This window comes from Burkholderia thailandensis E264, assembly GCF_000012365.1.
GTDB classification, from domain to species: Bacteria; Pseudomonadota; Gammaproteobacteria; order Burkholderiales; family Burkholderiaceae; genus Burkholderia; species Burkholderia thailandensis.
This window is the reverse complement of the sequence record NC_007651.1, coordinates 1079368-1098785: the sequence shown is the minus strand read 5'-3', so window position 1 is coordinate 1098785 and position 19418 is coordinate 1079368. Positions and strand designations below refer to the sequence as shown.

Annotated in this window: 19 protein-coding genes; 8 read left to right on the top strand and 11 right to left on the bottom strand. The window is 67.6% G+C overall.

Annotation, left to right across the window (positions count from 1 at the left end; genetic code table 11):
- Window position 1: 1 nt before the first annotated feature.
- Window positions 2–634 (bottom strand): T3SS transcriptional regulator BspR, encoded by a 633-nt coding sequence (gene bspR / locus BTH_RS17165; RefSeq protein WP_009892347.1) that lies wholly within the window; start codon window positions 632–634, stop codon window positions 2–4.
- Between the two features lie 257 nt (window positions 635–891).
- Between bspR and rsxB the strand changes: the two genes are divergently transcribed.
- Together rsxB and nth are read left to right on the top strand one after the other, a co-directional pair.
- Window positions 892–1740, top strand: coding sequence for an electron transport complex subunit RsxB (gene rsxB / locus BTH_RS17160; protein ID WP_009892348.1), 849 nt, complete (start codon window positions 892–894; stop codon window positions 1738–1740).
- A 4-nt stretch (window positions 1741–1744) separates the two neighbouring features.
- Window positions 1745–2389, top strand: a complete 645-nt coding sequence (nth, locus tag BTH_RS17155) for an endonuclease III (protein ID WP_009892349.1) — start codon at window positions 1745–1747, stop codon at window positions 2387–2389.
- 201 nt (window positions 2390–2590) lie between these two features.
- On the opposite strand, the gene BTH_RS17150 is transcribed toward nth, so the two are convergent.
- Entirely contained in the window at window positions 2591–3523 is a 933-nt protein-coding gene (locus tag BTH_RS17150) for a DMT family transporter (protein WP_009892350.1), read from the bottom strand.
- 335 nt (window positions 3524–3858) lie between these two features.
- Here BTH_RS17150 and BTH_RS17145 point away from each other — a divergent pair, with 335 nt between their 5' ends.
- The gene (locus BTH_RS17145) at window positions 3859–4410 is read left to right on the top strand and encodes a DUF1841 family protein (protein ID WP_011401918.1); all 552 of its coding nucleotides are present in this window, start codon (window positions 3859–3861) and stop codon (window positions 4408–4410) included.
- 453 nt (window positions 4411–4863) lie between these two features.
- Here BTH_RS17145 and BTH_RS17140 read toward each other — a convergent pair whose 3' ends face one another.
- Both BTH_RS17140 and BTH_RS17135 read right to left on the bottom strand, forming a co-directional pair.
- Window positions 4864–5232, bottom strand: a complete 369-nt coding sequence (locus tag BTH_RS17140) for a c-type cytochrome (protein WP_009892353.1) — start codon at window positions 5230–5232, stop codon at window positions 4864–4866.
- Between the two features lie 40 nt (window positions 5233–5272).
- Entirely contained in the window at window positions 5273–5632 is a 360-nt protein-coding gene (locus BTH_RS17135) for a c-type cytochrome (protein ID WP_009892354.1), read from the bottom strand.
- 232 nt (window positions 5633–5864) lie between these two features.
- Here BTH_RS17135 and BTH_RS17130 point away from each other — a divergent pair, with 232 nt between their 5' ends.
- The 5 genes from BTH_RS17130 to BTH_RS17110 all read left to right on the top strand — a co-directional run bounded on the left by BTH_RS17130 (window position 5865) and on the right by BTH_RS17110 (window position 11434).
- Entirely contained in the window at window positions 5865–6707 is an 843-nt protein-coding gene (locus BTH_RS17130) for an AAA family ATPase (RefSeq protein ID WP_009892355.1), read from the top strand.
- Between the two features lie 212 nt (window positions 6708–6919).
- Window positions 6920–8095 carry a vWA domain-containing protein gene (locus tag BTH_RS17125; protein ID WP_009892357.1) on the top strand — a complete coding sequence of 392 codons (1176 nt, stop codon included), beginning with the start codon at window positions 6920–6922 and terminating at the stop codon, window positions 8093–8095.
- Window positions 8096–8177: 82 nt separating this feature from the next.
- Window positions 8178–9395 (top strand): benzoate/H(+) symporter BenE family transporter, encoded by a 1218-nt coding sequence (locus BTH_RS17120; RefSeq protein WP_009892358.1) that lies wholly within the window; start codon window positions 8178–8180, stop codon window positions 9393–9395.
- A gap of 308 nt (window positions 9396–9703) precedes the next feature.
- Entirely contained in the window at window positions 9704–10657 is a 954-nt protein-coding gene (gene tal / locus BTH_RS17115) for a transaldolase (protein ID WP_009892360.1), read from the top strand.
- 342 nt (window positions 10658–10999) lie between these two features.
- Window positions 11000–11434 (top strand): VOC family protein, encoded by a 435-nt coding sequence (locus BTH_RS17110; protein WP_009892361.1) that lies wholly within the window; start codon window positions 11000–11002, stop codon window positions 11432–11434.
- 118 nt (window positions 11435–11552) lie between these two features.
- Here BTH_RS17110 and mctP read toward each other — a convergent pair whose 3' ends face one another.
- The 7 genes from mctP to BTH_RS17075 form a co-directional block, all read right to left on the bottom strand.
- Complete coding sequence (mctP, locus tag BTH_RS17105) at window positions 11553–13103, bottom strand: monocarboxylate uptake permease MctP (RefSeq protein ID WP_009892362.1); 1551 nt, start codon at window positions 13101–13103, stop codon at window positions 11553–11555.
- On the bottom strand, window positions 13100–13339 hold the full coding sequence (locus BTH_RS17100; protein ID WP_009892363.1) for a DUF3311 domain-containing protein: 240 nt from the start codon (window positions 13337–13339) through the stop codon (window positions 13100–13102). The genes mctP and BTH_RS17100 overlap by 4 nt, the downstream gene beginning before the upstream one ends.
- Window positions 13340–13577: 238 nt before the next feature.
- On the bottom strand, window positions 13578–14501 hold the full coding sequence (locus tag BTH_RS17095; protein WP_009892364.1) for a spermidine synthase: 924 nt from the start codon (window positions 14499–14501) through the stop codon (window positions 13578–13580).
- Between the two features lie 226 nt (window positions 14502–14727).
- Window positions 14728–15204 carry a DNA-deoxyinosine glycosylase gene (locus BTH_RS17090; RefSeq protein WP_009892366.1) on the bottom strand — a complete coding sequence of 159 codons (477 nt, stop codon included), beginning with the start codon at window positions 15202–15204 and terminating at the stop codon, window positions 14728–14730.
- Complete coding sequence (locus BTH_RS17085; RefSeq protein ID WP_009892367.1) at window positions 15204–15806, bottom strand: chorismate--pyruvate lyase family protein; 603 nt, start codon at window positions 15804–15806, stop codon at window positions 15204–15206. Before BTH_RS17085 ends, BTH_RS17090 begins: the two co-directional genes overlap by 1 nt.
- Complete coding sequence (gene htpG / locus BTH_RS17080) at window positions 15806–17704, bottom strand: molecular chaperone HtpG (protein WP_009892368.1); 1899 nt, start codon at window positions 17702–17704, stop codon at window positions 15806–15808. The genes BTH_RS17085 and htpG overlap by 1 nt, the downstream gene beginning before the upstream one ends.
- Window positions 17705–17839: 135 nt before the next feature.
- Window positions 17840–19294, bottom strand: coding sequence for a PLP-dependent aminotransferase family protein (locus BTH_RS17075; RefSeq protein WP_009892369.1), 1455 nt, complete (start codon window positions 19292–19294; stop codon window positions 17840–17842).
- Window positions 19295–19418 lie beyond the last annotated feature (124 nt).

Below are 19418 nucleotides of genomic sequence, written 5' to 3'. Positions count from 1 at the left end.
CTCAGCGCCTCAACAGAAACGCCAGCAGCAACTCGGTGTTCATCTTGATCATCTCGGCACGCTCCTGCTGCACGCTGAAATCGCGCCCGAATATCGCGGCGAGCGTGAAGCGGTTCGACACCATGTAGTAGCCGAGCCCCGATAACGTCACGTAGAACCGCAGCGGATCGATGTCGGTGCGAAAGAGCCCCGCCTTCTGACCGCGCTCGAGCACGCCGTCGAGCGTCTTGACGATCGGCGAGATCATCTCGCGGATGCGCGTCGATTTCTGCAAATAGCGCGCCTCGTGCAGGTTCTCGTTGTTGAGCAGGCGCAGCAGATCGGGATGATCGCGGTAATAGTCCCACACGAAATGCGCGAGCCGCGTGATCGCCTCGACGGGCGCGACGCCGTCCAGGTCGATCGTCCGCTCGGCCTCCATCAACGCGGAAAACGCATATTCGAGCACTGCGGTGAACAACAGCTCCTTGCTGCCGAAGTAGTAATAGAGCATGCGCTCGTTGGTTTCGGCGCGGCGCGCGATCTGATCGACTCGCGCACCGAACAGCCCCCCTGTCGCGAACTCTTCGGCCGCCGCGAGCAGGATCCGGCGCCGGGTTCCCTCTGGGTCTCTTTTGATTTTTGGCTGATTCATAGTGGCGTTTTGCTATGTGAGCCGCGTAGTCCGGCTCGCGCCGCAGGCCCCGCGTCGATCGCCGGCGGCGTGAACGGGCGCGCCATCGTTAAGGGACACCCTGCTATAGTCAAGCAAAAAAGCGTTTTGATTATGGCACATGCGTTGTTAAGCGCAATGCGAAAAATCGGCGATAATCGTCGTTTCGAGAAATATCCCGGCCGCGTTCGAACGCCCGGCTGCCGCGCCGCGCGCACGCGCCTGCCCACGTAGTCACTGTGACCGATTCCAAGACCCTCGCGGATCGCATCGAAGATCTGCTTCCCCAGACGCAATGCACGAAGTGCGGCTACGAAGGCTGTCGTCCGTACGCGGAAGCGATCGCCGCCGGCACCGCAGGCTACGATCAGTGCCCGCCGGGCGGCGCCGAAGGCGTCGTCCGGCTCGCGACGCTGCTCGGCAAGCCCGTGATCCCGCTCAATCCGGAGCACGGCGTCGAACGCCCGCGCCCCGTCGCGCTCATCGACGAGCAGCTTTGCATCGGCTGCACACTGTGCATGCAGGCGTGCCCCGTCGACGCGATCGTCGGGGCGCCGAAGCAAATGCACACGATCGTCGCCGAGCTCTGCACCGGCTGCGACCTGTGCGTGCCGCCGTGCCCCGTCGACTGCATCGCGATGATACCTGTGACGGGCGAGCAGACAGGCTGGGACGCGTGGTCGCAACAGCAGGCCGACGCCGCGCGCGCGCGGCACGATGCGCGCCTCGCGCGCCAGAAGCGCGAACGCGAGGCGGCCGAGGCGCGGGCGGCGGCGCGCCGCGCCGCAAGCGCCGCCGCGGCCGCCCCTGCGCCCACCGCAGCCGCCTCCGCGGCGCCGGCCGCCGACGATCCGGAAGCGAAGAAGCGCGCGATCATTGCCGCCGCGCTCGAACGCGCGCGCAAGAAGAAGGAAGAACTCGCCGCACAGGGCGCGGGGCCGAAGAACACCGAAGGCGTGAGCGCCGCGGTGCAGGCGCAGATCGATGCGGCCGAAGCGCGGCGGCGCCGTCTCGCCGGGCAGCGCGATCGCGAAGACGATGCGCGCCCCGCGAGCGACACGTCGCCGACCCCGAAAACGGAACCGTGACCGCATGAACGCCAACAAACGACGCGCGATCTTCGAAACGCTGCAAAGCCTCAATCCACATCCGACGACCGAGCTCGAATACACGACGCCGTTCGAACTGCTGATCGCGGTGATGTTGTCCGCGCAGGCAACCGACGTGTCGGTCAACAAGGCGATGCGCAAGATGTTCCCGGTGGCGAACACGCCGAAGAAGATCGTCGCGCTCGGCGAGGAAGGCGTCGCCGATTACATCAAGACGATTGGCCTCTTTCGGACGAAGGCGAAGAACGTCGTCGCGGCAAGCAAGCTCCTGCTCGAACGTTACGACGGCGAAGTGCCCGCCGATCGTGAAGCGCTCGAGAGCCTGCCGGGTGTCGGCCGCAAGACCGCGAACGTCGTGCTGAACACCGCATTCGGTCAGCCGACGATCGCCGTCGACACGCATATCTTCCGCGTCGCGAACCGCACGGGACTCGCGCCCGGCAAGGATGTGCGCGCGGTCGAAGCGGCGCTCGAGAAGTTCACGCCGAAGGAGTTCCTGCACGATGCGCATCATTGGCTGATCCTGCACGGACGCTACGTGTGCAAGGCGCGCAAACCCGAGTGCTGGCACTGCGCGATCGAGCCGCTTTGCGAGTACAAGCCGAAGACGCCCGCGCCCATGCAGTGACGCAAGCGGGTCGCCCGCGATGCGGTGCGCGGCGGGCACGAATCGCCGCCGGCATCCGAGGGCCGGCCGGGCCGCAACGGCGCTTGCCGCGAAGCCGCACGTTCATCGCGCATTCGCATTCTGCATGCCGATCGGCGAAGTCCGCCCGCCGCCTCAGCGGCCCCTATCCAAACCGACACCCTCGCTGCTTGCCCGCTCGCCTTACGCGCTCGCGATCGTCGTCGGCTCCGCGCGGTCGGACGAACTGCCCGCGCGCACGAGCCACAGCACCGCCACGAGGATCGCGACGCCGCCCATCCATTGCAGCGGCGTCAGCGTCTCGCCGAACAACGCGGCGGCAAGCGCCACCGTCACGACGGGCTCCAGTGTCGACAGCATCGACGTGCGCGCCGCGCCAAGCCGCGCGAGACCGGCGAAGAACGCGAGCATGGCGGCGACGGTCGACACGAGCGCGATCGCGACGAGCGCGGCCCAGCCCGACGCCGCGCGCGGCCAATGCGGAGGCGCATCGAACACCGTCGCGCGTGCGAGTGCGAGCACGACGAGCGTCGCGGCCGCGGCGCAACAAATGATCGCGACGGTCGCGAGCGGATCGACGCCGCGCGCCGCCTTCGCGCCGACGACGATGTACAGCGAATAGACGACCGCCGCGCCGAGCGCGAGCGCGATGCCGAGCGGCTCGCCGCGGCCGCCGCCCACCATTAGCGCCGATCCTGCGACGCACAGCGCGAGCGCGACCGCCTTCGCGCGCGTGAGCCGCTCGCCGAGCCACCAGGCGGCGAGCAGCGTGACGAACGCCGGATACAGATAGAGCAGCAGCGCGACGAGGCTCGCCTGCGCATGTTGCAGCGCACTGAAATAGCACAGCGACTGGCCGACGTAGCCGAGCGCGCCCATGCCGATGATCGCGGCGAGCGCGCGGCCGCGCGGCCAGCGCACGCGCCGCCGCCGCGCGACGGCGACGAGCAGCGCGCCCGCGATCGAGAAGCGGACGATCAAAAGGCCGAGCACGTCGGCGCCGCCCGCGTAGGCGTAACGGCCGAAGATCGCCATCGCGCCGAACGCGGCTGCCGACAACGCGACGTACAGCGCGCCGCGTCGTGCGGCACAAGAGGTTTCGGCGGCGAAAGCCATGGCGCTGAAGCGAGTAGTGAAAGCGCTCGATTCTAACGAGCTTCGAATCGCCGCATAAGCGGTATTTGTGCCGAATCCGTTGCGAGCCGCGATGCGCGCCGTGGCGGATCTCACGTCGAACGGCGAGCGTGCCGCACGCCCGCCGCGCAGCCCATCGCATATCGCCGCGCCGCCATTGCGCCGGCGACGCTCGCCGCCTGACGACGCTCGCCGCCTGACGATGCCCGCCGCCTGACGATGCCCGCGCGCCGACGCATCCGCGCGCGGGCCCCGCACAGGCGCACGCGGCTCCTAAGCCGACGCCTCACGCCCCCGGCTGTCCGCGCGCCGCTTCGTTGCATCACCGCTTCGTTGCGCCATCGCGTCGGCGCGCTTTCGGCAGCCCTGCCGCGGGCGGCGTAAAATACGCGCTCGCGGGCCGCAGCGGCCCGTCAAACGCCCTGCCTTACATCATGTTCAATCCGAGCCGCGACGACGTGCGTCGCTTCTTCATCGACACCTGGCGCAAGCAGCGCTCGGGCGAGATTCTCACGCCGCTCGAAGCAATGGCCGCCGACTGGATCGTCGAGCATCCCGAATATCACGCGGAACTCGAGGACGCCGAGCGCTCAGCCACGCACGACTACACGCCCGACGAAGGGCGCACGAATCCGTTCCTCCATCTTTCGATGCATCTCGCGATCAGCGAGCAATTGTCGATCGACCAGCCGCCCGGCATCCGCGCCGCGCACGAGAAACTGGCCGCCCGCTGCGATTCGGCGCACGACGCGCAGCACGCGATCATGGCGTGTCTCGGCGAAACGATCTGGGAAGCGCAGCGCACGAACACGCCGCCCGATTCCGACGCCTATCTGCAGCGAATCCTCCAACGCGCGTCGCGCGGCTGACGCGGCACTGACGCGGCGGCGCTTCGCTTCGACGTCGAATTCCGCGCGCCGTTCTCGCCAAGTCGCGTCGCCCGCTCGCATCGTTCCGCCGCCCGATGCCGTCTCACCGCGCGCGTCCGCCCGGTCCGCCGGCGCACGCATCGCACCGCGGCCGGATGAACGAATCCGCCGCACGGCATACTCCGCGCATTCGTCCGTGGACGACGAACCGCGAGCACCGCACGCCAATCGCGTCATGCGAACGCTCGAACGTCTGCGATCGCGTCGCTCGCATCACCCGCCGCTCCGCGATCATCGCGCATGCGTCGCGCTCGCGACCTCTTCGCCCGCCATCGCGCACCGATCTGCAACCCACGCGCGCACCGGACAAAAAAATGCCCCGCACGAAGCGGGGCATTCTTCGGGGCGCACGCCGCGCGCGAGCGAACGCGCGCGACGCCGGCGTATCGGACGTTACTTCTTGAACACGAGGCTGCCTTGCAGCGATTCGAGGTACGCGGCGATGTCCTTCATGTCGGCGACGGACAGGCTCTGCACCTGCGCCTGCATGATCGCGTTGTTGCGGCCGAGGAGCGGATTCGTCAGGCCCATCTGATACTGGCGCATCGCCCAGACCAGATAGTCGGCGTGCTGCCCCGCGAGGCGCGGATATTCGGCGTTGATCGGATTGTCGAGCTTCGCGCCGTGGCAGGCCGCGCAGTTGTGCGACTCGACGAGTTCCTTGCCCTTCGCGACGTCCGCCGCATGCGCGGTGCCGATCGCGAAGCCGGCTGCGAGCGCGAGCGCCGCCGCCGTCTTGAGTGCCGTCTGAGGCTTCTTCATGGATGCTCCTATCCCGGTGCTGAGGTCAGCAAGCGCGAGCTTACTTGTAGGGATTGTTCTTCGAATCGGGCTTTTGCGCGGCGTAGTAGGACGCGAGATCGGCGATGTCCTGATCCGTCAGCGATTCGGCGATCGCGTTCATCGACGGGAAATGGCGATCCTTCTTCCGGTAGGCCTTCAGCGCATTCTCGAGATAAACCTGGTTCTGGCCGCCGAGGAGCGGCACCCGGTAGACCTCCGGGTAGGCCACGCGGTAGCCGTCGATGCCGTGACAGCCGATGCACATCGCGGCCTTGCTCGCCCCGTCCTTCGCGCTGCCGACCACACCGGCCGCCTGCGCGCCGGCGGCGAGCGCCGCGAGCGCTGCAGCGACAACGACATGTTTGCCGAATTTATTCATAGCTCTTGTAACCTAGCTTGAGGGGAAACTGGCGCCCGCAAAGGCAACGGCCGGCGCCGTTTTACTTGTGAGGCCGCCACGCAGGCCAAAAAAACGGCCAGATTGTACCGCGTCGCCGGGGAATGCGTCCACCATGCGGCTCCGCCGAATGCGCCCCGCACGATACACCGGCCGCGCGAAGCCCGCGGCGCTTCTGACTTATACTGGGTTTTTTCGCCGGAAGCTCGCCGCCATGCGTTTCGAAGGTTCCTCGCACTACGTCGCGACTGACGATCTGAAGCTTGCCGTCAACGCCGCGCTCACGCTCGAGCGCCCGCTCCTCATCAAGGGCGAGCCCGGCACGGGCAAGACCATGCTCGCCGAGGAAGTCGCGGCGGCGCTCGGCATGCCGCTCCTCCAGTGGCACATCAAATCGACGACGAAGGCGCAGCAGGGCCTTTACGAATACGACGCGGTGTCGCGCCTGCGCGATTCGCAGCTCGGCGACGAGCGCGTGAAGGACATCGCGAACTACATCGTGAAGGGCGTGCTGTGGCAGGCGTTCGAGGCCGAGCGCCCGAGCGTGCTGCTCATCGACGAGATCGACAAGGCCGACATCGAATTCCCGAACGACCTGCTGCGCGAGCTCGACCGGATGGAGTTCCACGTGTACGAGACGCGCGAGACCGTGCGCGCGCGGCACCGCCCGCTCGTCATCATCACGTCGAACAACGAGAAGGAACTGCCCGACGCGTTCCTGCGCCGCTGCTTCTTCCACTACATCCAGTTTCCCGATCCGTCGACGATGCAGAAGATCGTCGAGGTTCACTATCCGGGCATCAAGCAGGACCTGCTGCGCGCGGCGCTGGAGAGTTTCTTCGGGCTGCGCGATGTGTCGGGGCTGAAGAAGAAGCCGTCGACGTCCGAGCTGCTCGACTGGCTGAAGCTGCTGCTCGCGGAGGACATCCCGCCCGACGCGCTGCGCTCGAAGGACCAGAAGCAGATCGTGCCGCCGCTCGCGGGCGCGCTGCTCAAGAACGAGCAGGACGTGAGCCTGTTCGAGCGGCTCGTCTACATGAACCGCCACAACCGCTAGACGCACGCAAGCCGCGAGGAGACACGCGAAATGAGCCGCCGCCATCCAGCCGCCATGCGAGCGGGCGATCGTCGCGCGACGTACCGCGCCGCACGCTCGCCGCGCGCTTCGGCGCACTGCGCGGGCGCGCTGCGGCCCGCCGGCGGCGCGCAGCGCGCCGGTCCGCCGCCGCTCGGCCGCGCGGCTCGCCGAGACGGCGCGAGGGCCCGCCGATGCTGATCGATTTTTTCTATTCGCTGCGCGCGGCGAAGCTGCCGGTGTCGGTCAAGGAATACCTGACGCTGCTCGAGGCGCTGAAGGCGCGGGTGATCGAGCCGTCGCTCGACGCGTTCTACTTTCTCGCGCGCATGACGCTCGTGAAGGACGAGCAGTACTTCGACAAGTTCGACAAGGCGTTCGGCGCGTACTTCCACGGCGTGTCCGCGCTGCCCGCGGACGCGTTCGACATCCCGCTCGACTGGCTCGAAAAGCGCCTGCAGCGCGAGCTCACGCCCGAGGAAAAGGCGCAGATCCAGTCGCTCGGCGGCCTCGACCCGTTGATGGCGCGCCTGAAGCAGTTGCTCGACGAGCAGAAGGCGCGCCACGAAGGCGGCAACAAGTGGATCGGCACGGGCGGCACGTCGCCGTTCGGGCACGGCGGCTACAACCCGGAAGGCATCCGGATCGGCGGGCCGTCGAACGGCAACCGCACCGCGGTCAAGGTGTGGGAGGCGCGCGCATATCGCGATTACGACGACTCGGTCGAGATCGGCACGCGCAACATCAAGATCGCGCTGCGACGGCTGCGCCGCTTCGCGCGCGAAGGCGCGGCCGAGGAGCTCGACTTGCCCGGCACGATCCGCAGCACGGCCGCGAACGCCGGCTGGCTCGATCTGCGGATGGTGCCCGAGCGCCACAACAACGTGAAAGTGTTGATGCTGCTCGATGTCGGCGGCTCGATGGACGACCACATCAAGCGCACCGAGGAACTCTTCTCCGCCGCGAAGGCCGAGTTCAAGCACCTCGAGTTCTACTACTTCCACAACTGCGTGTACGACCATCTGTGGAAGAACAACCGCCGCCGCCACGCGGAGCGCACGCCCACCTGGGACGTGCTGCACAAGTTCACGCCCGACTACAAGCTGATCTTCGTCGGCGACGCGACGATGAGCCCGTACGAGGTGCTGCAGCCGGGCGGCTCGGTCGAATACAACAATCCCGAGGCGGGCGCCGTGTGGCTGCGCCGTCTCGCCGATCAGTTCCCGCACTACGCGTGGCTCAATCCGGAGCCCGAGCGGCTATGGGAATACCGCCAGTCGATCGCGATCATCCGCGACGTGCTCGGCGACCGGATGTACCCGCTCACGCTCGCGGGCCTCGAATCCGCGATGCGCACGCTAAGCAAGTGACGCGCCCGCCGCGCGCGTTGCCCGCCGATTCCGCCGTTTTTCAACGCCTCACCTTCACCGTCTCAGACCCGACGTTTCACCGATGAGCAGTCAGCCTCCCGCCTCCAATCTGTCGCCCACCGTCGCGCGGCCGGGTTTTCTCGCCGACACGTCGCCGTCCACGCTCGTCGCGGGCTTCGTCGCGATGATGACGGGTTACACGAGCTCGCTCGTGCTGATGTTCCAGGCGGGCCGCGCCGCGCACCTGAGCGACGCGCAGATCTCGTCATGGATCTGGGCGCTGTCGCTCGGCATGGCCGTGACGACGATCGGGCTGTCGATGCGGTATCGCGCGCCGATCGTCGTCGCATGGTCGACGCCCGGCGCGGCGCTCCTCGTCGCGTCGCTGCCGGGCGTCGCGTATGCGGACGCGATCGGCGCATTCGTCGTCTGCGCGCTGCTGCTCGCCGCCGTCGGCGCGAGCGGCCTGTTCGACACGCTGATGCGCCGGATCCCGTCCGGCATCGCCGCCGCGCTCCTCGCCGGCATCCTGTTCGAGATCGGCATCGAGATCTTCCGCGCCGCGCAGTTCCAGACCGCGCTCGTGCTCGCGATGTTCTTCACGTACCTGATCGTCAAGCGCGCGGCGCCGCGCTATGCGATCGTCGCGACGCTCGCAGCGGGCGTCGCGACCGCAGGCGCGCTCGGCCTGCTCGATTTCAGCCGCTTTCACGTCGCGCTCGCGCGGCCCGTGTTCACGATGCCGTCGTTCTCGATCTCGGCGATCGTGAGCATCGGCATTCCGCTCTTCGTCGTCGCGATGGCGTCGCAGAACGTGCCCGGCATCGCGGTGCTGCGCGCGGACGGCTACGACACGCCGTCGTCGCCGCTCATCGCGACGACGGGCATCGCGTCGCTCGTGCTCGCGCCGTTCGGCTCGCACGGGATCAACCTCGCGGCGATCACGGCCGCGATCTGCACCGGCCCCGAGGCGCACGACGATCGCGCGAAGCGCTACACGGCGGCCGTGTGGTGCGGCACGTTCTACCTCGTCGCGGGCGTGTTCGGCGCGACGATCGCCGCGCTCTTCGGCGCGCTGCCGAAGGCGCTCGTCGTGTCCGTCGCCGCGCTCGCGCTGTTCGGCTCGATTATGAGCGGCCTCACCCACGCGATGCAGGACGCGCGCCAGCGCGAAGCGGCGCTCGTCACGTTCATGGTGACGGCGTCGGGCCTCACGCTGCTGTCGATCGGCTCGGCGTTCTGGGGGCTCGTCGCGGGGGTGCTCACGCAGGCGATTCTCAACGCGCGCCGCGCCACCTGACGTCCGTCGGGCCCGCGGCGGAATCGGGCGCGGTTCGCGCGCGCTCCGCGTATTTCGCCTCCGGGCCGCGCCGCTCGCGCGCCGCGGCGGCCATTCGACGCTCATCCCGATGCGCCGCCGGAATCCGCGCGCGTCCGGCGCGGGCGTCACGCCCGCCCGCGCACGAGCGTTCGGCACCGGTTCCGGTTTCAGGCCTAGAATGGAGGGTCCGGCGGCCCGCGCCAAGCGCGCCGCCCAGCATCGCCCCGCGCCCTGCCGCGCGGTCGCCCTCACCGAACCGGCGCGCTGCGCCTCGCTTTCGACCCGTCATGACTACCGCACTCGACCAGCTCAAGCAATACACGACCGTCGTCGCCGACACGGGCGACTTCCAGCAACTCGCGCAATACAAGCCACAGGACGCGACGACGAATCCGTCGCTGATCCTGAAGGCCGTCCAGAAGGACGCGTACCGGCCGATCCTCGAGAAAACGGTCCGCGACCACGCGGGCGAATCGGTCGGCTTCATCATCGACCGCCTGCTGATCGCATTCGGCACCGAGATCCTGAAGCTGATCCCGGGCCGCGTGTCGACCGAGGTCGACGCGCGCCTGTCGTTCGACACGCAGCGCTCGATCGACAAGGGCCGCGAAATCATCAAGCTCTACGAAGCGGCGGGCATCGGCCGCGAGCGCGTGCTGATCAAGCTCGCATCGACGTGGGAAGGCATCCGCGCGGCCGAAGTGCTGCAGCGCGAGGGCATTCGCTGCAACATGACGCTGCTGTTCTCGCTCGTGCAGGCCGCCGCGTGCGCGGAAGCGGGCGCGCAGCTGATCTCGCCGTTCGTCGGCCGGATCTACGACTGGTACAAGAAGCAAAAAGGCGCCGAGTGGGACGAGGCGAAGGACGGCGGCGCGAACGATCCGGGCGTGCAATCCGTGCGCCGCATCTACACGTACTACAAGCAATTCGGCTACGCGACCGAGGTGATGGGCGCGAGCTTTCGCACGACGAGCCAGATCACCGAGCTCGCCGGCTGCGACCTGCTGACGATCAGCCCCGATCTGCTGCAGAAGCTGCACGACAGCGCCGAGACGGTCGCGCGCAAGCTGTCGCCGGACGCCGCGAAGGATGCGCAGCTCGAGCGCGTCGCGATCGACGAATCGTCGTTCCGCTTCCAGTTGAACGACGACGCGATGGCGACCGAGAAACTCGCCGAGGGCATTCGCCTCTTCTCGGCGGACGCGGTGAAGCTGGAGAAGATGATCGACGCGCTGCGCTGACGCGCGCGGGCTCCGATTCGCGGCGAGCGTATGGCGAACGTTCGTCCCGCGCTTCGGAACCGGTATCTTGTTTGACGCGCGATTCGGCGCGCCGCCTCGCGAAGCGGCGCCCGCCGAATCGCGTAGCGTCGCCGCGCGCCTGGGCGCCCGCCTGCCCGGTCGGCGCGAATCTTCCGGGGTCCTGTTCAATTACGATCGCCCCGCCCCCGCGCGCGCTCCCGGCCCGGCCCCGGCCGTTGTGGCCCTTTCCACCGATTCCCGCCGCTGTCACCCGAACGCACTACAATCGTGCGCACGGGCGCGCCTGCGCCCGATTTCCGCCCCAGAATCAAGGAGACGACGATGCAAGTACAACCGTATCTGTTTTTCGGCGGCCGCTGCGACGAGGCGCTGAAATTCTACGGCGACGCGCTCGGCGCAAAAGTGAACTTCCTCGCGCGCTACAAGGACGCGCCGCCGAATCCGCAGCGGCCGACGCCGCCCGAGATGGCCGACAAGGTGATGCACGCGAATTTCCAGATCGGCGATTCGGTGCTGATGTGCTCGGACGGCGACTGCACAATGGGCAACCAGCAAGTGCACGACGGCTATTCGCTGTCGCTCGACCCGAAGAGCGTCGAAGACGGCAAGCGCATGTTCGACGCGCTGCTCGCGGACGGCGGCGCGGTGACGATGCCGTTCGAGAAGACGTTCTGGGCGCTCGGTTTCGGCATGCTGCGCGACAAGTTCGGCGTGCACTGGATGATCAACGTCGAAGATCCGACCATGAAGAAGTGAACGCTTCGGAAGCCGAAGCGTTCGGGTCGGCGCTCGGCCGGCCGACGCACGACGCCCGCGGCGCGATGCGCGCCGCGGGCGTTTTCACTTGCGCGTCAGACCGACGCGAAACCGCGCGTCAGCTCTCGACGACGTCGAGATAGTCCTCCGGCCGCGTGCGGTCCTCCGCATGCGCGATCCCGAGCATGCGAACGAGCGCGCTGACGGCGATCGACACGACGAGATTCACGGCCAGCGCCCAGACGGCCGCGTAGCCCGGAACCGCATGGCCGAACAGATGGATCGTGAAGATCGAACTCGCGAGCTTCAGCGAGATCGCCATCCACGTGCCGCAGACGAGCCCCGCCGCCCAGCCGATCAGCAGCCCGCGATAGTCGAGCACGCGCGTATAGAGGCCGAGCACGATGGCGGGCAGCGTCTGGATGATCCAGATCCCGCCGAGCAACTGCAACTGGATCGCGTAGGTGAGCGGCAACCCGAGAATGAACGCGACCGCGCCGACCTTCACGATCAGCGACACGAGCTTCGCGACGTGCGTTTCCTGATCGTGCGTCATGTTGCGATTGACGAACTCGCGATGGATGTTGCGCGTGTACAGGTTCGCGGCGGCGATCGACATGATCGCCGCCGGCACGAGCGCGCCGATCCCGATCGCGGCGAACGCGACGCCGACGAACCACGACGGGAAAAAGTGCAGGAACAACGCCGGCACCGCGAAATTCGGGCCGAACGCCTTGAAGTACGGCGCGTATTCCGGCATATCCTTCACGCCCGACGCGAGCGCCATGTAGCCGAGCAGCGCGAGCAGGCCGAGCACGAACGAGTACGCGGGCAGCATCGCCATGTTGCGGCGGATCGTGTTGCCCGACGACGACGACAGGATCGCCGTCACCGAATGCGGATACAGGAACAGCGCGAGCGCCGAGCCGATCGCGAGCGTCGTGTATGCGCTGAAGCCGTTCAGGCTCGCTGCGTCGGGCGCCTTCAGCAGCAGCTTCGCGCTCGGCACCGCGCCGAAGATGTGCCCGAAGCCGCCGAGCTTCGCCGGAATCACGATCACCGCCGCGGCGATCGTGATGTAGATCAGGATGTCCTTGACGATCGCGATCATCGCGGGCGCGCGCAGCCCCGACGTGTACGTGTACGCGGCGAGGATCGCGAACGCGATGATGAGCGGCAGGTCGCCGACGAAGCCCTGGGTGTCGAAGCCGAGCCCGCCGATCACCACTTCGATGCCGACGAGCTGCAGCGCGATGTACGGCATCGTCGCGACGATGCCCGTCACCGCGACGGCGAGCGCGAGCGAGCGGCTGCCATAGCGCGCGCCGACGAAGTCGGCGGCCGTCACGTAGCCGTGACGCTTCGCGATGCTCCAGAGCTTCGGGAACACGACGAATGCGAACGGATAGATGAGGATCGTGTAAGGCAGCGCGAAGAAGCCCATCGCGCCCGCGCCGAACACGAGCGCCGGCACGGCGACGAACGTGTACGCGGTATAGAGGTCGCCGCCGAGCAGGAACCATGTGACGATCGTGCCGAAGCGCCGGCCGCCGAGGCCCCATTCGTCGAGATGCGCGAGGTCGCCGCGCCGCCAGTTCGCGGCGAGAAAGCCCATGATCGTCACGCCGACGAAGAACAGCACGAAGACGAAGGTCGCGGTCAGGTTCATTTGCCGTCTCCCCGCGGAGCGCTCTTCCAGCAGTTCTTCGTCTTCTGGTAGACGAAGGCCGTGATCACGGCGCTAACGAACACCCACAGCAGTTGATACCAGTAAAAAAACGGGAATCCGAACCATTGCGGCTCGACCTTGTTGTACGACGGCACCCAGACCATCGCGACGAGCGGCAGGACCAGCAACCAGAGCCAGCGTTTGGCGGCCCGGTTGGCGTCGGCATCGTGAGCCATGACGTCTCCTCTTCACATCCCGGTTATTGATATGTTCTGAACGGGTACGGCGGTGCGAGAGGAACGACACGACGGATAGGTATGTTGCGACTCCCCTGGCGTCGCCCAGTATAGGAGTCGAAAAAACGGCGGCAAACGAGGGCGAACCCGAAGCCCGCCCGGGCCGCCTCGCGCGCGGGCCGCGCGGCGGCTCGCACGACGGCGCGGGCGGCCTGAGCCGCCGTCCCGCGCTTTGGCGTCAGATCGTGAAGAGGTCGGCGCGCTCGCCGAACGACGCTTTCAATCCTTTCACCCACGAGCGGGCGGGCAAGCGCAGCTCGGCTTCGATCAGCTTCGCGCGCTCGGTCAGTTGAGCGAACGATACCGACAGCGGCGGGCCGGAGAACGCGAGCGCGATCCGGTTGCCGTCGTGCACTTCGGGCAGCGCGATCACGCGCTGGTCGAACGCGGCGTTCAGGTGCCTCATGTTGCGCACGAAGCTCGGGTGATCGCCGAACAGGTTGATCGTCGCGACGCCCGCGTCGGCGAGGCAAGCGCGCGCCGCACGATAGAACGCGACGCTGTCGAGCACCGGGCCGCGCGCGGTTGCGTCGTACAGATCGATCTGCAGCGCGCCGATCGTGCCGCGATTCTTCGAATCATTGACGAAATCCCACGCGTCCGCTTCGTGGACGGTCAGGCGCGCGTCGTCGGGCGGCAGCTCGAACATCGAGCGCGCGGCGACGATCACGGCCGGATTCAGCTCGACCGCCTCGACGTGCGCGCGCGGCAGGAAGCGATGCGCGAACTTCGTCAGCGCGCCCGTGCCGAGCCCGAGTTGCACGACGCGCGTCGGCGTTTCGAGGAAGAGCAGCCACGCCATCATCTGCTGCGCGTACTCGAGCTCGATGTGATACGGCTTCGACAGGCGCATCGCGCCTTGCACCCACTCGGTGCCGAAGTGCAGATAACGCACGCCGCGCTCTTCGGAGAACGTGACGGGCGCGAAGCGCGGCTTGCGCGGCGCGTCGAGAACGGCAACGCCGTCGAAATCGTCGTCGAGCTCGGCGCGGCCGCGCTTCGCGCGTGCCTGCTTGAGCTTCTCGGAGCCGTTGAGCGGCGACGGCTTCGCGCGCTGGAACCCGCGCGCCTCGGCGGACGCGCGCTTGATGAGTCGGGTCATGGATGAGTCTCTTGCTGATGTGGCTGTTTGAGCGAACGAGAGGATAGCACTCGCGGGATCGCACGCAGGCGAACCGCTTGCTTGCTCGCCGGATGCGGCCGCCTCGCGCATCGCGATGCGCAGCATGACGAAACGATGCGAAACGAGGTGGAGCCGCGCGAATTGGGGCAAGAACGATCGTGAAACGCGCGGCCTGCGACCCGCGTCGCGCGTCGCGCGTCGCGTGTCAGGCGACGATGCGCTGCCAGCAAGCCCGCTTCTGCTCGAACGACAGCGTCGCATTCGCCGGACTCGACGAAGGCAGCACGAGCGTATCGAACCCCGCCGCGCGTATCGTCGGCTCGAAGCGCCCCGCCGTCTTGCCGTTGAAGCATACCTTCGTCAACTTCGGCGCGACTTCGCGCAGCGCATCGAAGTCGTTCGGCTTCGCATGGCGGATCGCCGAATCGAGACTGCCTTCGCGATGGCATGCGGCGAGCACGTCCCAGATGCCGAAGCCGTGCGCGAGCACGCGCGCAAGCCGCGCGTCGTAGGGCAGCGCATGAAGTTGCGCCTCGTCGAGCACGACGCCCAACAGACGCCAGAACTGGTTGCGCGGATGCGCGTAGTACTGCGCGGCCGCGAGCGACGCCTCGCCGGGAAAACTGCCGAGAATCAGCGTGTGCGTGTCGGGCGACACGACGGGGGGAAAACCGCGCAGCATCACGCCCCCTCGAAGTCGCGCGCGCGGCGCTCGCCGTGCGCGTCGAGATGCCGCCACAGCGCAGGCAGCATGCATTCGGTCACCATCAGCGGCGTGCCGCGCCGCTCGAACACCGAGCGGCGCGCCGCGAACGCGTGCGGCGTCGCATGCCCGGGCGAAAGCGCGTGCGACGCGAGCGCGAACAACGGATGCCCGGCGATCACGCGCCGGCTCACGAGCGCCGAACGCGTCACCTCCGGATCGCTATAGAGCAATTCCGCGAGCGGGCGCGTGCGCAGCCGCCGCATCGCCTGCCACACGCCCTTGCTCGCGGCGAGCGGCGCGATGCTGTGCGCGGCGACGAACGGCGTGCCGTCGACCGCGAGCACGACTTCACGCACCCACACCGGCGCGCGCGGCGCGCATGCAAGCGCGCCGCGCTCGTCGGCCCACGGCGTCGCGACCGCCTCGCGCGTCACGCGCACCGTCACGCGGCCGAGCCGCGCGAGGTGCGCGGTCAGCGAGCCGCCGCGCGTGAGCCAGTCCTTCTGCGCGCCCGACGCGCCGGGGCGCGGCGTCTCGCGCCAGTGCGCATCGGCCGCGTCGAAACGCATCCGCGCCATCACGCCGCGCGCGACAGCAACAGCGCGTTGGTCCGCTTCACGAAGCTCGCCGGGTCCTCGAGCGCGCCGCCTTCGGCGAGCAGCGCCTGATCGAACAACAGATGGCACCAGTCGCCGAAATCCGCGCCGTCGGCCTTCAGCGCCTTGACGAGCGGATGCTCCGGATTGATCTCGAGAATCGGCTGGAACGACGGCGCGTTCTGGCCCGCCGCCTTCAGCATCCGCTGCAGGTAGCCGCTCATGTCGTTGTCGTCCGCGACGAGGCACGACGGCGAATCGGTCAGCCGGAACGTGACGCGCACGTCCTTCACCTTGCCGCCGAGCGTTTCCTTCATCTTGTCGACGACAGGCTTCATCGCCTCGCCCGTCTCTTCCTGCGCCTTCTTCTCGTCGTCGTTCAGCGCGCCGAGATCGAGATCGCCGCGCGCGACGCTCGCGAGCGGCTTGCCGTCGAACTCGTGCAGGAACGACAGCATCCATTCGTCGACGCGATCGGTGAGCAGCAGCACCTCGACGCCCTTCTTGCGGAACACTTCGAGATGCGGGCTGTTCTTCGCGGCCTGCCACGTGTCGGCCGTCACGTAGTAGATCTTCGTTTGCTCGGGCTTCATCCGCGCGACGTAATCGGCGAGCGCCACGTCCTGAGCGTCGGTGTCGCCGTGCGTCGACGCGAAGCGCAGCAGCTTCGCGACGCGCTCGCGGTTCGCGTGATCCTCGCCGACGCCCTCCTTCAGCACCTGGCCGAACGCGCTCCAGAACGTCTTGTACTTCTCCTTGCCCGCATCGTCCTCGGCGTTCGCGAGCTCCTCGAGCATCGACAGCGCGCGCTTGGTCACGCCTTCGCGGATCGCCTTCACGTCGCGGCTTTCCTGCAGGATCTCGCGCGACACGTTCAGCGGCAGATCCGACGAATCGACCACGCCCTTGATGAAGCGCAGGTACTGCGGCAGCAGTTGCTCGGCGTCGTCCATGATGAACACGCGCTTCACGTACAGCTTGAGGCCGCCGCGATAGTCGCGGTTCCACAGGTCGAACGGCGCGTGCGACGGCACGAACAGCAGTTGCGTGTATTCGCTGCGGCCCTCGACACGGTTGTGCGTCCACGCGAGCGGGTCCTGGTGATCGTGCGCGACGTGCTGGTAGAACTGCTTGTACTGCTCTTCGGTGACGTCGCTCTTCGCGCGGGTCCACAGCGCGCTCGCCTGGTTGACGGTCTCGTCCTCGTCCTTCTCGACCATCTCGCCCTTTTCCTGATCCCACTCTTCCTTCTTCATCAGGATCGGCAGCGCGACGTGATCCGAATACTTCTGGACGATCGATTTCAGCCGATACGACGACAGCAGCTCGTCCTCGCCTTCGCGCAGATGCAGCGTGATCGTCGTGCCGCGCGCGGCGCGCTCGATCGTGTCGACCGAGAAGTCGCCTTCGCCCGCGCTCTCCCAGCGCACGCCCTCGGACGCGGGCAGGCCCGCGCGGCGCGTCTCGACGGTGATCTTGTCCGCGACGATGAATCCCGAGTAGAAGCCGACGCCGAACTGGCCGATGAGGGCCGCGTCCTTCTGCTGGTCGCCGGAGAGCTTCGAGAAGAACTCCTTCGTGCCCGAGCGCGCGATCGTGCCGAGGTTCGCGATCGCCTCGTCGCGGCTCATGCCGATCCCGTTGTCGTCGATCGTGAGCGTGCGCGCGGCCTTGTCGAACGACAGGCGGATGCGCAGGTTCGGATCGCTCTCGTACAGCGCGTTGTTTTCCAGAGCCTCGAAACGGAGCTTGTCAGCGGCGTCGGACGCGTTGGACACGAGTTCGCGCAGGAAGATTTCCTTGTTGCTGTAAAGCGAATGAATCATCAGGTGGAGGAGCTGCTTGACCTCTGCCTGAAAGCTCATGGTTTGCTGAGTCATCTTGATTTACCTGTTGATTGCGTCAATACGACAGACAGTTTCGATTCACGACCCCATCGGAGCCGGCGCGCGACGGCGGCGTGCCACGCGCCGCAACGCTCGACCGCGCCCCATGTTGGGGCGCATGCGGACATTTCAAGAGGCGCGGCGGTTCACGCTGTCGAGATAGCGGCCGAGGAACGCGGGCAACGCGGGATCGCCGCAGTTCGCGACGTTAAAGCGCGTCCACGTCGAAGGCGACTGCTGCGGCGAGAAGAGGCTCCCCGGCGTGAGCAGGAACCCCTCCTCGTGCGCGGCCGCGGCGAGCGCGTCCGAATCGACGCCCGTGTCCGCCCACAGGAACATCCCCGCCGCCGGCATCGTGAAGAGCCGCATGCCGGTGCGCTCGAGCATCCGCGCGGTCTTGTCGCGCACGCCGTCGAGCCGCGCGCGCAGCCGCTCGACGTGGCGCCGGTAATGCCCTTCCGTCAGCACCTTGTACAGCACGCGCTCGTTGAGCTCGGGCGTCGTCATCCCGACGAGCATTTTCTGATCGGTCAGCGCCTTCGCAAGCTCCGGCGCGCACGCGATGTAGCCGACTCGCAGGTTCGCCGCGAGCGTCTTCGAGAAGCTGCCGAGGAAGATCACGCGCTTGAGCTGATCGAGGCTCGCCAGGCGCGTCGCCGGATAGCTCGGCGGGCACAGGTCGCCGTAGACGTCGTCCTCGACGACGAGGAAATCGTACGCCTCCGCGAGCCTCAGAATCCGGAACGCCTGCGCGGCCGACAGCGACGTGCCCGTCGGATTGTGCAGCACCGAGTTGATCACGAGCATCTTCGGGCGCCACATCTGCACGAGGGTCTCGAGCGCGTCGAGATCGGGGCCGTCGGGCGTGTACGGCATCCCGACGAGCTGCGCGCCCTGCGACGCGAAGCGGCCGAACATCTGAAACCAGGCCGGATCGCCGACGATCACCGCATCGCCCGGCCGCACGCAGTGGCGCGCGATCAGGTCGATCGCCTGCGTGATGCCGGACACGAGCACGAGTTGCTCGGGCGTCGCGCCGATCTCGATTTCGGCGAGGCGCGTCTGAAGCTGCTGCCGCAGCGGCAGGAAGCCCTGCGCGCTGCCGAAACCGAGCATCTGCGCGCCGGACTGACGGCCGAGCGCGCGCAACGCGCTCGTGATCAGCTCGCCGTCGAGCCAGCGGCCCGGCAGGTAGCCGAGCCCCGGCCCCTTTTCCGGGCTGACCGTGTGCAACATGTTGCGCAGCAGCCAGACGACGTCGATCGTGTTGTGCACGGGCTGCGCCCGCCCGCCGCCGGACGCGCCGGCGGGCTGCGGCCCCGGCGCGCGCTCGCGCACGTAGAAGCCTGAGCCGCGCCGCGAATCGAGATAGCCCTGCGCGACGAGCCGCTCGTACGCCTCGACGACCGTGAAGCGCGACACGCTCTTGTCGATCGCGAGCTTGCGGATCGACGGCATCCGCATGCCGGGCCGGAACACGCGCTCGTCGATCCGGCGGCGCGCCCACTGCACGAGCTGATCGACGAGCGTGAGCGTCGCGGTATCGTGCGGCGCGGGAATCTGCGCAAGCGGGACGGTGGACATCGCGGGCCTCCAACTGTACCGAAGAGTATCGCGGCGATTGTACCGTTACTGTGCCGGTCGCCGCGATTACAGTTTTTCGGCGGCGATGCGGCGCGGTGGCGCACGCGCGCGTTGAAAACCGGTT

Excerpts from the sequence above, each read along its gene's own strand:
- htpG (WP_009892368.1), bottom strand. The coding sequence starts at position 17,704 with ATGACTCAGCAAACCATGAGCTTTCAGGCAGAGGTCAAGCAGCTCCTC.
- BTH_RS17110 (WP_009892361.1), top strand. The coding sequence starts at position 11,000 with ATGCAAGTACAACCGTATCTGTTTTTCGGCGGCCGCTGCGACGAGGCG.
- tal (WP_009892360.1), top strand. The coding sequence starts at position 9,704 with ATGACTACCGCACTCGACCAGCTCAAGCAATACACGACCGTCGTCGCC.
- BTH_RS17130 (WP_009892355.1), top strand. The coding sequence starts at position 5,865 with ATGCGTTTCGAAGGTTCCTCGCACTACGTCGCGACTGACGATCTGAAG.
- bspR (WP_009892347.1), bottom strand. The coding sequence starts at position 634 with ATGAATCAGCCAAAAATCAAAAGAGACCCAGAGGGAACCCGGCGCCGG.
- mctP (WP_009892362.1), bottom strand. The coding sequence starts at position 13,103 with ATGAACCTGACCGCGACCTTCGTCTTCGTGCTGTTCTTCGTCGGCGTG.
- BTH_RS17150 (WP_009892350.1), bottom strand. The coding sequence starts at position 3,523 with ATGGCTTTCGCCGCCGAAACCTCTTGTGCCGCACGACGCGGCGCGCTG.
- BTH_RS17075 (WP_009892369.1), bottom strand. The coding sequence starts at position 19,294 with ATGTCCACCGTCCCGCTTGCGCAGATTCCCGCGCCGCACGATACCGCG.
- BTH_RS17095 (WP_009892364.1), bottom strand. The coding sequence starts at position 14,501 with ATGACCCGACTCATCAAGCGCGCGTCCGCCGAGGCGCGCGGGTTCCAG.
- BTH_RS17085 (WP_009892367.1), bottom strand. The coding sequence starts at position 15,806 with ATGGCGCGGATGCGTTTCGACGCGGCCGATGCGCACTGGCGCGAGACG.
- BTH_RS17140 (WP_009892353.1), bottom strand. The coding sequence starts at position 5,232 with ATGAAGAAGCCTCAGACGGCACTCAAGACGGCGGCGGCGCTCGCGCTC.
- nth (WP_009892349.1), top strand. The coding sequence starts at position 1,745 with ATGAACGCCAACAAACGACGCGCGATCTTCGAAACGCTGCAAAGCCTC.
- BTH_RS17120 (WP_009892358.1), top strand. The coding sequence starts at position 8,178 with ATGAGCAGTCAGCCTCCCGCCTCCAATCTGTCGCCCACCGTCGCGCGG.
- BTH_RS17125 (WP_009892357.1), top strand. The coding sequence starts at position 6,920 with ATGCTGATCGATTTTTTCTATTCGCTGCGCGCGGCGAAGCTGCCGGTG.
- BTH_RS17100 (WP_009892363.1), bottom strand. The coding sequence starts at position 13,339 with ATGGCTCACGATGCCGACGCCAACCGGGCCGCCAAACGCTGGCTCTGG.
- BTH_RS17135 (WP_009892354.1), bottom strand. The coding sequence starts at position 5,632 with ATGAATAAATTCGGCAAACATGTCGTTGTCGCTGCAGCGCTCGCGGCG.
- BTH_RS17090 (WP_009892366.1), bottom strand. The coding sequence starts at position 15,204 with ATGCTGCGCGGTTTTCCCCCCGTCGTGTCGCCCGACACGCACACGCTG.